This window comes from Serratia rubidaea (genome assembly GCF_016026735.1).
In the GTDB taxonomy this organism is placed as follows: domain Bacteria; phylum Pseudomonadota; class Gammaproteobacteria; order Enterobacterales; family Enterobacteriaceae; genus Serratia_B; species Serratia_B rubidaea.
Map to the genome: position 1 here is coordinate 4,335,274 of NZ_CP065640.1, position 13,058 is coordinate 4,348,331.

Consider the following 13,058-nt stretch of genomic DNA (forward strand, 5'->3'; position numbering starts at 1 on the left):
CATAATTAATGATAATAACGATACGCAACTGTTCTATGATGTAGTTTCAGCGCAACAGGAAAATTTGCGCATTAACGATCGGCGCCGAACCTGCGGGTTCGGCATTCCCAGACATCTGATGCATCGCCTCGGTTACCTTTAATTATGCTGAAAAAAACGCTTACCCTGCTTCCCCTGTGCCTGGCCCTGCTGCCGGCATTCAGCCACGCCGTCGATAAGACGGACATCGACAAGATCGTACAGCCGTTAATGGAAAAGTATGCGGTGCCGGGCATGACCCTCGCCGTTTCCGTCGACGGCAAACCGCAGTTTTATAACTATGGCGTGGCCTCCAAACAGAGCAAACAGCCGGTTACGCAGGACACGCTGTTTGAGATCGGCTCGCTGAGTAAAACCTTTACCGCCACGCTGGCCGCCTACGCGCAGCACACCGGCAAGATTGACTGGGCGCAGCCGGCCAGCCATTACCTGCCGCAGCTGCGCGGCAGCGCCTTCGACCGCGTCAGCCTGCTGAACCTGGCGACCCACACCTCCGGCCTGCCGCTGTTTGTCCCGGATGAGGTCACCAATGAACGGCAGCTGATGGACTATTACCGCCAGTGGCAGCCGTCGCACCCGATCGGCAGCTACCGGGTGTACTCCAACCTCGGCATCGGCCTGCTGGGCATGATTACCGCCAACAGCCTGGAGCAGCCGTTTGCCACCGCCATGGAGCAGCGCCTGCTGCCGGCGCTGGGAATGACGCACAGCTACGTCAATGTGCCGCCGGCCGCCCAGCAAGATTATGCGCAGGGCTATAATAAAGAGGATAAACCGGTGCGCGTTACCCCCGGCCCGCTGGACGCTGAATCTTACGGCCTGAAGTCCAGCAGCAGCGATCTGATCCGTTACCTGAACGCCAATATGGGGCTGGTCAAGGTGACGCCCGACTGGCAACAGGCGCTGGATGGCGTTCATCGCGGCTACTACCGCGCCAGCGAGTTTACCCAGGATCTGATGTGGGAAAGCTACCCGTATCCGGTGAAGCTGGAAACGTTGCTGGCAGGCAACGATGTGAAGGTGATCATGGATGGCACGCCGGCGCAGGCGATAACCCCGCCGCAGGCTCCTCAGCAGCAGGCCTGGTACAACAAAACCGGCTCGACTAACGGCTTTGCCACCTACGCGGTATTTATCCCCGCGCAAAAAACCGCCGTCGTGATGCTGGCGAATAAAAACTTCCCTAACGATGAGCGCGTAAAGGCGGTTTACCAGATCGTCCAAAGCCTGGCGCACTAACCGCCGTCTTCTCTTAGGGGGCTTCTGCCCCCTATTCTCCCCCTTTAATTCCATTCACTTCGCGATAGTTTTCCCTGCGCAAAAATCCGAAACAGCAGAATCAAATACGGGAAACGCCAGAGGTTATTCACTGAATAATCAGCAGATAAATCATTCCTGAGCAAATCTATCGCCCGCACCAAAACTTAAGTGATGCTTGATAATTTGCTAATTATTTCTACCTTCTTTATTGCATGGAATTCATCCTGGCTGACGTGGCCGGAGACAACCGCTCAGGGAGCCTGAAGAGCACTCGACAGCAGTTAACCGGATAGCGAGGACGTATCAATGGTCGATGAACCCCAGCCGCTCAGCCTGCCCGAGCGGGTAAAATATATCCGCAAAAACATTATCGCGGCAGGCAGCGACGTTAAGCAGCGTTTCCCCGTGTTGAAATATCAGAACGCCATTGGCCTTGGCATCTTGCTCTTCGCGCTGTTTTCCATGGTCGTCGTCTCGGCGCTCTACCTCAATCAGCAGATTCCCTGGTGGCTATGTCTGATCCTGAATGCGCTGTGTCTCTCTTTAGCCCATGAGATAGAACACGATTTAATCCATAGCCTCTACTTTAAAAAAAACCGCTTTATGTACCACCTGATGATGGCCTTGGTGTGGATCGTCAGGCCGAGCAGCGCTAACCCGTGGGCGCGCAAAACGCTGCACCTTAAACATCATCAGTATTCCGGTTCAGAGCTGGATATTGAAGAGCGCGCGCTCAGTAACGGCACCCGCTGGGGAGTGCTGCGGCTGCTGATGACGGCGGATCTGATGGTGGCGATGGCCGTCGTCGCCTGGCAGGACAAGGATAAAGGCGACCGTCTGGGGATGGTGATGACCGGGATCAAGGCGTTCTTCCCCGTTGCCATGCTGACCTGGGGGCTGTGGTATCTGTTTCTGCTGGTACACGGCGTGGACGTGGCCGCCGCGCTGCTCGGCATGCCGATTGCCTGGTCCGCCGGTGCGCAGGCGCTGATCGGCGATCTTGATATGTTGGTGGTGGTGCTGATCGGCCCCAATATTCTCTGGAGTTTTTGCCTGCACTTCGTCAGTTCAAATATGCATTATCATGGCGACGTAGAGCACAACAATCTCCTGCAGCAAACGCAGGTGATGAACCCTTGGTGGCTATGGCCGCTGCAGCTGTTCTGCTTTAATTTCGGCAGTACGCACAGTATTCACCACTTCGTGGTTAATGAACCCTTCTATATCCGGCAGCTGACCGCCGCAAAAGCGCACCGCGTGATGAGAGAGATGGGCGTCAGGTTTAACGACTATGGCTCCTTCAGCAGGGCCAACCGCTGGAAGAGTAGCGGCTAAGCAACAACAGCACGCCCGGCGCCGCCTGAGTAAAAGGGCCGGGTCGTGCCATTCTTGCGCCGCTTATATCACCGAGTGCATATCCGCATTAGCCGCGGCAACACCGTTAGCTTCAATAGCGCTGTGGGCGATCGCCGCATTATCGTGACCCTCCTGGTACAGATTAAACTCCGCATCGCTGGTTTTTTCATGTTTGCCGTCCAGCAGGCCATCGAACCAATTTTTAATACCGTCGAAAATATGGCTGGGTTTATCCGTCAGCTGATCGTATTTATCCTTGATATCATGGAAGATATCCCCCACTTTACCGGCCAGATCCTTCACGCCTTCCAGAGTATCCTTGAAGAATTTAAGCGGTTTGCTGAATAGATCAGAAATATGGCTGACGCGATCGTGAATAAAGTCCCCCACCTCGGTGAACAATCCCTTTACGGTGCCAATAACGCCTTTGAAAAAATCAGAGGAGTCAGGGTTTAGAGAATCAAACGTATTTTTAACGGCGGTCATAAATTTAGCAATAGGTTCACGCAGCTTTTCCGGTAACGCATTCAGGAAATCTTCTTCATTATTAAACATAGTACCCCCAGATAAACCATCAATTGTGATACTCAGGTCTTATTTTTTATAGTTGTAAAGCCGCTCCCCGTCAAAACGAGAAAGAAGAAAAAACCGCAGCGTGGCAGTATACCCGGACCGCACGGCTATACTGGAGTGAGCGCACGGCTCATCACGGGTAAGGGGAAGCTATGTTTGACCACGTAAAATTTGGCGTTAGCGACTATGAGGCCAGCAAAAATTTCTTTCTTAAGGCACTAGCGCCGCTGGGCGTGAGCGTGGTGGATGAAGGCGCGCCGGACTATGGGATAGAGATCGCCGCCCCCGACAATACCTCACTGTGCCTGTACCAGACCACGGCGCAGCCGGCGCAGCTGCATCTGGCGTTCATCGCCGACAGCCGCCGGCAGGTGGATGATTTCTACCGGGCAGCGCTGGCGGCCGGCGGTAAAGATAACGGCGGACCAGGCCTGCGTCCCAATTATCACGCCAGTTACTACGCTGCCTTTGTGATTGCGCCGGACGGCCACAATATCGAAATGGTTTGTCATCGCGTTGAGGCATAAGAATCACAGCAAGGGGACGGAGCTGCCTGTGCGGCTGAACCATCCGGCGTTCTGTCGTTGCTCCCTGCTGTCTTTCTAAGCTGCCTGTACGGCAGTGAACCAAATCGCCGTGTTAATTCGTCGAGTATTTCAGTTTCTAAGCTGCCTGTACGGCAGTGAACTTGGCGATAGCCAAGGCTAGATGATTTTTACCTTTCTAAGCTGCCTGTACGGCAGTGAACTGTTGCAGATTAGCACTAGCCTATTGTTTTTAAAAGCACTCCTGCCGATTACGCCCGAAAAGGCTCTTTTTCTCGCATTCAATTCAACCAATATATATCAATAACTTAGAAACATCGTAAAAAAAAGGGTTTGCATAGTCCGGATCATAAAGCAACCAGCCGACGACCTGGCTAGCCCGATGCCATTATGCCGATAGTAAATATCTGCCCCGCTGTTACGCCCTCGCTCCCACCCTTTAGCCGCCTGACTCCCAACCTTGGCCAGTTCTGGTTATACTGGGTCGCCAATAATTCGTAAGGCAGATAAGTTGCTTTACTCACACGCCTGCCGGCGTGCGAATAACGAAACAGATAACCAAACGACTGGAAGGTAACATTATGAGATTAGTGATAATAGTAATGGTTGGCGTACTGGTTTGCCTGGGTATGATGAGCTTCCTGCAGTATGTCAGCGAGCAGCCCTGGGGACAGTAACCAACAGAGATCACATAAAATTCAATACGCCAGCATCAGCAAAAATACGTTAGGCAACATCAACAGTGGCGTGCGGCATCCCATTTCTATGCAATGGGGATTTTTCCTATAAATCTCCGCCACGGCCGCGGAAAAATCTCTCGCCCATGCCTCATTTACATTAAAAATTTGTTATTTACACATCTTGACACAGGTGAACGCTCATCCTTAACAAACTCTTAACACTATGTAATTTATGATTTTTTATTTATTTAAGGCTCCCTTCTCCCTTCCGGCACCCTACAAAAATAATAAATAATTGGCCATTATCCTAAAGATTGTAAAATTTAACCCATCCGACAACCCGCTAAAAATAAGAATTAACCGCGTTGCTGTGCTCTCTGACAAAATGCTATTTTCCAGGATCTTTCTTGTTTTCTGGGTGTTAGTGAAAATGAACTTTAGACTAGACATTAATGGATTAAGATTTCTTGCCGTTACGATGGTGGTCTTATTCCATTTTAAATTCGAATTTGCATATGGTGGTTTCGCTGGGGTTGATATATTTTTCGTTATTTCCGGTTTTTTAATGAACGAAATATGTCAAAAGCAGATAGGGAAAAAATCATGGGTGATTGATTTTTACAGAAAAAGGTTCAAGAGGATATACCCTGCGCTATTGATGATGGTCATCTTCACCTTTTTACTCGCACTGTATTCCGAAACGCCTAACGGCGCCAAGGAAGAGTTTAAGCAAACGCTCAGCGCCTTGACCTTCACCTCTAATATTTACTACCTGTTGCACAGCGGCGGGTATTTTTCCGCAACATCTGACTTCAACTGGTTATTACATACCTGGTCGCTGTCCGTTGAATGGCAGTTTTACTTAATATTCCCGTTAATTCTGGTCATTGGCAATTTATTTAAACATTACAAAAGTCACTTTTATCTGTTAATTATTCTTTGCTCGGTACTGCTCTGCATTCTATTTGGTAAGTCCCACCTGAGCGCAAACTTCTACTTACTGCCTACCCGCATGTGGGAGCTGATGATCGGCGCCTATGTGTCTGCCTCACGGCTTAAAAATCCCTATGCCAAGCAGACCGAAATCGTCGCCGTTCTTGTATTGGTCGCCTTCTTCCTGTTTGTAAAAGAGAGCGCCCCCTGGCCAGGCGGAATGACACTGATCCCGGTATTGGCGACCGGCGCCATCATCCATGCCAATCTCAGCAATAGCGAAACATTGTTCAAAAATAGCGTTATACAGAGCATCGGTTCCGCATCGTATTCCATTTACCTTTTCCACTGGCCGGTGGTCTCATTTATGGCCAATAACTCCATTGAGTTCACGACGCTCAATGCAACTATCGGCATCATTCTGTCTTTCGCGTTGGGTTATATCTCTTATAAATACTTTGAGCGCCTGTTCAGCAAGAGCTACGCCTACCTGGCCACTGCCGCCGCCGCATTCGCCGCGATCTCCTTTGGCGCGACGGCAACGGAAGTCAATAAGCACTGGGTATCCCCCGGCACTATCGCGCTGGAGAAATTCAAAACTTATGCTGCCAGCCCTGAAGGGATCCGGCAGTTCGGTAACCATAATCGCACCTGCTTCCTGTCAACCAAGACCAATGATATTTCATTCTTTGATAAAGAAGTCTGTTTAAAAACCGCAGACGATAAGAAGAATATCCTGGTGCTTGGCGACAGCCATGCAGCCGAACTCTACCAGTCGGTCAATGAAGTGTTTTCTGATTACAATGTGATGCAAGCGGCAGCATCCGGCTGCATGCCGGTAAACGGCAAGACCGGAGAAAAACGCTGCACCGATTTATTCAACTATATCTATAACGACTTCCTGGTAAACAACAAGGTGGACTATATTCTGCTCTCCGCCAACTGGATGGTAAACAAAGATCGGGATCTGGGGAAAAAACTTACCGAAGTGATTAATAAAATTGGTAAGGATAAAGTATTTATTATCGGGCAAACCAAGACCTTCAGCATCGATTTTTACAAGATTGCGCAAAAAACGCCGGAAAGTAAAATAGAACAGCTGGTCACCAAAGAGTCAAGGGCGAGTAACCGCTGGATGTCAGAACAGCTGGCGCAAAGCGGCATCAACTACATTGACGTATTTGATCTTAACTGCAGTCAGGGCCGTTGTGATTATATCGACAAAAACAACGTGCCGATGATGTTTGATAAAAACCACCTGACAAAAACATGGGCCGACTCATATGTAAAACATATCAGAGCCAGTGTTGGCCTATAAACTCCACCAGGAAGAGGGTTGGCGACAACCCTTTTCATTTACCTTTATTTACATTAAATCTTCTGCTCCTCCCCTGCCTTGCCCAAACTAGATTAACTTGCCGTCCTACTATCCGTTTATTTTTAAGCACGTACCGCTCCCCGCACACTTCGCAGCGGAAATAATAAGACGGCGCGCCATACGCTCAGCAACCAGGGCAAGAAAGTGGTTGTTCGGGGATTTAACATATTGTTTTCAACAATAAAAAAACGGATCGAATATAACTGCGTGATAATCGCTACTCTTCATAAATATACCTTTCAACCCGCGTTGAGTTTCCCGCAATACCGGCGTGATGCCGTTAAATCGGAAGCGGCATTTGCACTTTTTAGACTAAAGTCTAACCTGAATTAGACTCCAGTCTAATACCTCCACCGGCTCCTAATGGGAGAAGTGTCATGAGCAAACCGATCAAAAATATTGTCATCGTGGGCGGCGGCACTGCGGGCTGGATGTCCGCTTCCTACCTCGTCCGGGCGCTCCAGCAACAGGCGAATATTACGCTTATCGAGTCTGAGGCGATCCCGCGGATCGGCGTCGGCGAAGCGACCATTCCGAGCCTGCAGAAGGTGTTCTTCGACTTCCTCGGAATACCGGAGCGAGAGTGGATGCCCCAGGTGAACGGCGCATTCAAAGCCGGTATCAAATTCGTCAATTGGAGAAAGCCTCCTTCTCCCTCGCATAACGATTACTTCTACCATTTGTTCGGCAACGTGCCGAACTGCGACGGCGTGCCGCTCACCCATTACTGGCTGCGCAAGCGCGAACAGGGTTTTCAACAGTCGATGGCATACGCCTGCTACCCACAGCCCGGAGCGCTCGATGGCAACCTGGCGCCCTGCCTGCACGACGGCAGCCGTCAGATGTCGCACGCGTGGCACTTCGACGCGCACCTGGTGGCTGATTTTCTCAAACGTTGGGCTGTCGATCGCGGTGTGAACCGCGTGGTCGACGAGGTGGTGGAAGTTAAGCTGAACGAACACGGCTTCATCTCCAGCCTGCTCACCAAGGAAGGCCGCCAGCTCGAAGCGGACCTGTTTATCGACTGCTCCGGCATGCGGGGGCTGTTGATCAATCAGGCTCTGAAGGAGCCTTTCATTGACATGTCCGACTACCTGCTGTGCGACAGCGCAGTTGCCTCCGCCGTCCCCAACGACGACACGCAGGCGGGCGTCGAGCCGTACACCTCGTCGATCGCCATGAACGCAGGGTGGACCTGGAAGATCCCGATGCTGGGCCGGTTCGGCAGCGGCTACGTCTTCTCAAGCAAGTTCACCTCGCGCGACCAGGCCACCAGCGACTTCCTCAACCTGTGGGGTCTTTCGGACAATCAGCCGCTCAACCAAATCAAATTCCGGGTCGGGCGCAACAAGCGGGCGTGGGTTAACAACTGTGTCTCCATCGGGCTGGCGTCGTGCTTTTTGGAGCCGCTGGAATCGACGGGGATCTATTTCATCTACGCGGCGCTTTACCAACTCGTGAAGCACTTCCCCGACACCGCGTTCGACCCGCGCCTGGCTGACGCATTCAACGCCGAGATCGTCTACATGTTCGACGACTGCCGGGATTTTGTTCAGGCGCACTATTTCACCTCCGCGCGTGAAGACACCGCGTTCTGGCTCGCCAACCGGCACGAACTGCGGCTCTCCGACGCCATCCAGGAGAAAATTGAGCGCTACAAGGCGGGCCTGCCGCTGACCACCACCTCGTTCGACGATGCCACCTACTACGACACCTTCGACTTTGAGTTCAAGAACTTCTGGTTGAACGGCAACTACTACTGCATCTTTGCCGGCCTGGACATGCTGCCCGACCGCTCGCTGCCGCTTTTGCAACTGCGGCCGGAATCGATCGACAAGGCCGAAGCGATGTTCGCCAGCATCCAGCACGAGGCGGAGCGTCTGCGCACCAGCCTGCCGACAAACTATGACTACCTGCGTTCGCTGCAGAAAGGCTACGCGGAACAGTCGCGGCCCGCGTCGCCGGAGATCCTGTAGTGGAACGCGCCCTGGATCGGGCTGGTGCCTTCGCCGCCACCCACGCAGCCGTGGCGGCCTGCGACCCGCTGCAGGCGCGCCCGCGGGTACTGCAGCTGCCGGGCCTGAACCGTAATCAGGACGTACCCGGCATCGTCGGCCTGCTGCGCGAGTTCCTGCCGCTGGGCGGCGTGCCTGCCGGCTGGGGCTTCACCGAAGCCGCCGCCGCGATGCGGGACATCGGGTTCTTCCTGGGCTCGCTCAAGCGACACGGACAAGAGCCGGCGGACGCGGTGCCCGGGCTGGAGCCGCTGCTGCTCGACCTGGCGCGCATCACCGAGATGCCGCCGCGCGAGACGCTGCTGCATGTGACGGTCTGGAACCCTTCAGCGGCCGACGCGCAGCGCAGCTATTCCGGGCTCGACGACGAAACGCACCTGCTCGAGAGCGTACGCATGTCGATGGCGGCGCTCGAAGCGGCCATCGCCGTGACCGTCGAGCTGACTGAGGTGCCCCTGCGCTCGCCCGCGTTTGTGCAGGGGTGCGACGAGCTGGCCGCCTATCTGCAAAAAATGGTTGAATCGATCGTCTACGCGTACCGCTTTATCTCGCCGCAGGTCTTCTACGATGAGCTACGCCCCTTCTACGAACCGATTCAAATCGGAGGCCAGAGCTACCTTGGCCCCGGCGCCGTAGAAATGCCCCTGTTCGTGCTGGAGCATGTGTTGTGGGGCTCGCAATCGGATCATCCGGTTTATCTGGAATTCAAAGAGACCTACCTGCCCTACGTGCTTCCTGGATACCGCGCGGTCTACGCCCGCTTCGCCGGGAAGCCGGCGCTGGTAGACCGCGCGATCGCCGAGGCGCAAGCGGCCGGCGCGCAGGACGAATCCGTCCGGGCCGGACTGACGGCCCTCAACCGGCTCTTCGTGATCCTGCTGCGCTTCCGGGCACCGCATCACCAATTGGCGGAACGGGTATACGAAGCCGGACGCAGCGGTCCCTCGGTCGGTAGTGGCGGATACGCGCCCAGCATGCTCGGCGACCTGCTCACGCTCACGCTGGCCGCACGTTCCCGCCTTCGCGCCGCTCTCAACCCGTCCTGACGCACGCGGCTGTCTGTTTCCTCTCATTAGGAGATTTGCCCTCATGACTCAGAAGAGCCCGGCGAACGGGCGCGATAACCACCACTTCGATGTGATCATCATCGGCTCAGGCATGTCCGGCACCCAGATGGGAGCCATCCTGGCCAAACAGCAGTTTCGCGTGCTGATCGTCGAGGCGTCGTCGCACCCGCGCTTCACGATCGGCGAATCGTCGATTCCCGAAACCTCGCTGATGAACCGCATCATCGCCGATCGCTACGGCATTCCGGAACTCGACCACATCACGTCGTTCTACTCGACGCAGCGTTACGTGGCGTCGAGCACCGGCATCAAGCGCAACTTCGGTTTTGTGTTCCACAAACCCGGCCAGGAGCACGATCCGAAGGAGTTCACACAGTGCGTCATTCCCGAGCTGCCCTGGGGACCGGAGAGCCATTATTACCGGCAAGACGTCGACGCCTACCTGCTGCAGGCCGCCATTAAATACGGCTGCACGGTGCTCCAGAATACGAAAGTGACCGAATTCCACGCCGATAAAGACGGCGTCGCGATTACCACCGCGCAGAACGAACGCTTCACCGGCCGCTATATGATCGACTGCGGAGGCCCGCGCGCGCCGCTGGCGATCAAGTTCAATCTCCGCGAAGAGCCGTGCCGCTTCAAGACGCACTCACGCAGCCTCTATACGCATATGATCGGGGTGAAACCGTTCGACGACATCTTCAAGGTCAAGGGGCAGCGCTGGCGCTGGCACGAGGGAACCTTACACCACATGTTCAAGGGCGGCTGGCTCTGGGTGATTCCGTTCAACAACCACCCGCGTTCGACCAACAATCTGGTGAGCGTCGGCCTGCAGCTCGACCCGCGTATCTACCCGAAAACGGACATCTCCGCACAGCAGGAATTTGACGAGTTTCTCGCGCGCTTTCCCAGCATCGGGGCGCAGTTCCGCGACGCCGTACCGGTGCGTGACTGGGTCAGAACCGACCGCCTGCAGTTCTCGTCGAGCGCCTGCGTCGGCGATCGCTACTGCCTGATGCTGCACGCGAACGGCTTTATCGACCCGCTCTTCTCCCGCGGGCTTGAGAACACCGCGGTGACCATCCACGCGCTCGCGGCACGCCTTATCAAGGCGCTGCGCGACGACGACTTCTCCCCGGAGCGCTTCGAGTACATTGAGCGCCTGCAGCAAAAGCTTTTGGACCACAACGACGACTTCGTCAGCTGCTGCTACACCGCGTTCTCGGACTTTCGCCTGTGGGACGCCTTCCACCGGCTGTGGGCGGTCGGCACGATCCTCGGGCAGTTCCGGCTTGTGCAGGCCCATGCGCGGTTCCGCGCGTCGCGCAACGATGGCGACCTCGATCATCTCGATAACGATCCGCCATACCTCGGCTATCTGTGCGCGGACATGGAGGGCTACTACCAGCTGTTCAACGACGCCAAAGCCGAGATCGAGGCCGTGAGCACCGGCCAGAAACCGCCTGAGGAGGCCGCGGCGCGGATTCACGCCCTCATCGACGAACGGGATTTCGCCAAGCATATGTTTGGTTTCGGCTACTGCATCACCGGGGAGAAGCCGCAGCTCAACAACTCGAAGCACAGCCTGCTGCCGGCGATGAAGCTGATGTACTGGACACAAACCAGCGCGCCGGCGGAGGTGAAAAAGTATTTCGACTATAACCCGATGTTCGCGCTGCTCAAGGCGTACATCACCACCCGCATCGGCTTGATGCAGAAGAAGTAGCCGGCCGTCGAGGAACCAAACGATGAACGACATTCAATTGCAATCAGTGAGCGTCAAGGATCATCCCCCGAAGGCGTACGACGCGACCACCTCCGTCGCCGCAAGCTGGTACGTGGCGATACGCTCCAGCGAGCTCAAGGACAAGCCGAAGGCGCTGACGCTGTTCGGCCGTCCGTGCGTGGCATGGCGCGGCGCGACAGGACAGGCCGTGGTGATGGATCGCCACTGCTCGCACCTCGGCGCGAACCTGGCCGACGGACAGGTCAAGGACGGCTGCATCCAGTGCCCGTTTCATCACTGGCAATACGACGAACAGGGCCAGTGCGTGCACATCCCCGGCCACAGCCAGACGGTGCGTAAACTGGAGCCGGTGCCGCGCTCGGTGCGTCAGCCGACGTGGATCACCACCGAGCGCTACGGCTACGTGTGGGTCTGGTACGGCTCCCCGCAGCCGCTGCATCCGCTGCCCGAAATCACCGCCGCCGACGTCGACAACGACGACTTTATGCACCTGCACTTTGCGTTTGAGACCACCACGGCGGTGCTGCGTATCGTCGAGAATTTCTACGACGCACAGCACGCAGCCCCCGTGCACGAACTCCCGATCTCAGCCTTCGAACTCAGGCTGTTCGACGATTGGCAGCGCTGGCCGGAGCTAGAGCCGCTGGCCCAGGCGGGCGCGTGGTTCGGCGCCGGGATCGACTTCACCGTGGACCGCTACTTTGGCCCCTTCGGCATGCTGGCGCGCGCGCTTGGTCTGAATATGTCGCAGATGAACCTGCACTTCGATGGCTACCCCGGCGGCTGCGTTATGACCGTCTCCCTGGACGGCGACTTCAAATACAAGCTGCTCCAGTGCGTGACGCCGGTGAGCGACGGCAAGAACATCATGCATATGCTTATTTCGATCAAAAAGGTGGGCGGCGCCCTGCGCCGTGCGACCGACTACATGCTGTTCGGGCTGCAGACCAGACAGGCGGCGCAGTACGACGTCAAAATCTGGAACGGGATGAAACCGGACGGCGGCGGCGCGTACAGCAAGTACGACAAGCTGGTGCTCAAGTACCGGGCGTTCTACCGCGGCTGGGCCGACCGCGCGATCAGCGAGCGGTGATGCGCGAGTTAAGGGTCTTCTCCGGATCGGGTTCGGAGACGTCGTTTCGCCGGCTGCTGACAAACCCGGCGAGCGGCGTCACAGCGTAAGTCCGGCGGGCCAGATCGGACTCGCGGCCAGCCGCAGCGCGCGGTATGTATGCTGTCACGGTCATACCCTTCGACAAGGAGCGTCTATGGATACGGTTGAACAGCTAGGTGAAACATACTTCTATAAAGGGTTCGCAAACCTATCAGCGCATGAGTTACTGTTCTGGATCACGATTGATACTGTCGAGGAACAGCTAGGCGTTCAAGATGTATGAGCGGGAAAAAGGAAAGGACGTTGCGCAGAAGTTATTAGGATATAAATCCGAAGCAATGACGGGAAAAT

9 protein-coding genes and 1 pseudogene are annotated in these 13,058 nt (G+C 55.3%); 9 read left to right on the top strand and 1 reads right to left on the bottom strand.

Annotated elements, in window-relative coordinates; all coding sequences use genetic code 11:
- The first annotated feature begins 144 nt into the window (after positions 1 to 144).
- Together ampC and I6G83_RS20435 are read left to right on the top strand one after the other, a co-directional pair.
- Complete coding sequence (gene ampC, locus I6G83_RS20430; RefSeq protein WP_072186118.1) at positions 145 to 1,278, top strand: class C beta-lactamase; 1,134 nt, start codon at positions 145 to 147, stop codon at positions 1,276 to 1,278.
- Positions 1,279 to 1,605: 327 nt separating this feature from the next.
- Positions 1,606 to 2,634: a fatty acid desaturase gene (locus tag I6G83_RS20435; protein WP_054306223.1), complete on the top strand. Its 1,029-nt coding sequence runs from the start codon at positions 1,606 to 1,608 to the stop codon at positions 2,632 to 2,634.
- A 63-nt stretch (positions 2,635 to 2,697) separates the two neighbouring features.
- Here I6G83_RS20435 and I6G83_RS20440 read toward each other — a convergent pair whose 3' ends face one another.
- Positions 2,698 to 3,210, bottom strand: coding sequence for a hypothetical protein (locus I6G83_RS20440; RefSeq protein WP_054306222.1), 513 nt, complete (start codon positions 3,208 to 3,210; stop codon positions 2,698 to 2,700).
- Positions 3,211 to 3,380: 170 nt separating this feature from the next.
- Here I6G83_RS20440 and I6G83_RS20445 point away from each other — a divergent pair, with 170 nt between their 5' ends.
- The 7 genes and pseudogenes from I6G83_RS20445 to I6G83_RS23660 form a co-directional block, all read left to right on the top strand.
- Complete coding sequence (locus I6G83_RS20445) at positions 3,381 to 3,755, top strand: VOC family protein (protein ID WP_054306221.1); 375 nt, start codon at positions 3,381 to 3,383, stop codon at positions 3,753 to 3,755.
- Between the two features lie 1,128 nt (positions 3,756 to 4,883).
- Positions 4,884 to 6,704 (top strand): acyltransferase family protein, encoded by a 1,821-nt coding sequence (locus tag I6G83_RS20450; protein WP_072186117.1) that lies wholly within the window; start codon positions 4,884 to 4,886, stop codon positions 6,702 to 6,704.
- Positions 6,705 to 7,141: 437 nt separating this feature from the next.
- Positions 7,142 to 8,740, top strand: coding sequence for a tryptophan halogenase family protein (locus tag I6G83_RS20455; RefSeq protein ID WP_054306219.1), 1,599 nt, complete (start codon positions 7,142 to 7,144; stop codon positions 8,738 to 8,740).
- On the top strand, positions 8,740 to 9,825 hold the full coding sequence (locus I6G83_RS20460; protein ID WP_054306218.1) for a monodechloroaminopyrrolnitrin synthase PrnB family protein: 1,086 nt from the start codon (positions 8,740 to 8,742) through the stop codon (positions 9,823 to 9,825). The genes I6G83_RS20455 and I6G83_RS20460 overlap by 1 nt, the downstream gene beginning before the upstream one ends.
- Positions 9,826 to 9,868: 43 nt before the next feature.
- Entirely contained in the window at positions 9,869 to 11,572 is a 1,704-nt protein-coding gene (locus tag I6G83_RS20465) for an NAD(P)/FAD-dependent oxidoreductase (protein ID WP_054306217.1), read from the top strand.
- A gap of 22 nt (positions 11,573 to 11,594) precedes the next feature.
- Positions 11,595 to 12,686: a Rieske 2Fe-2S domain-containing protein gene (locus tag I6G83_RS20470; RefSeq protein WP_054306216.1), complete on the top strand. Its 1,092-nt coding sequence runs from the start codon at positions 11,595 to 11,597 to the stop codon at positions 12,684 to 12,686.
- A gap of 175 nt (positions 12,687 to 12,861) precedes the next feature.
- Positions 12,862 to 12,987: pseudogene (locus tag I6G83_RS23660) on the top strand (STM2901 family protein); the annotation flags it as partial.
- Positions 12,988 to 13,058 lie beyond the last annotated feature (71 nt).

What these genes read in the sequence shown, in the direction of transcription:
- ampC (WP_072186118.1), top strand. Translation starts at nt 145, where the DNA reads ATGCTGAAAAAAACGCTTACCCTGCTTCCCCTGTGCCTGGCCCTGCTG.
- I6G83_RS20435 (WP_054306223.1), top strand. Translation starts at nt 1,606, where the DNA reads ATGGTCGATGAACCCCAGCCGCTCAGCCTGCCCGAGCGGGTAAAATAT.
- I6G83_RS20440 (WP_054306222.1), bottom strand. Translation starts at nt 3,210, where the DNA reads ATGTTTAATAATGAAGAAGATTTCCTGAATGCGTTACCGGAAAAGCTG.
- I6G83_RS20445 (WP_054306221.1), top strand. Translation starts at nt 3,381, where the DNA reads ATGTTTGACCACGTAAAATTTGGCGTTAGCGACTATGAGGCCAGCAAA.
- I6G83_RS20450 (WP_072186117.1), top strand. Translation starts at nt 4,884, where the DNA reads ATGAACTTTAGACTAGACATTAATGGATTAAGATTTCTTGCCGTTACG.
- I6G83_RS20455 (WP_054306219.1), top strand. Translation starts at nt 7,142, where the DNA reads ATGAGCAAACCGATCAAAAATATTGTCATCGTGGGCGGCGGCACTGCG.
- I6G83_RS20465 (WP_054306217.1), top strand. Translation starts at nt 9,869, where the DNA reads ATGACTCAGAAGAGCCCGGCGAACGGGCGCGATAACCACCACTTCGAT.
- I6G83_RS20470 (WP_054306216.1), top strand. Translation starts at nt 11,595, where the DNA reads ATGAACGACATTCAATTGCAATCAGTGAGCGTCAAGGATCATCCCCCG.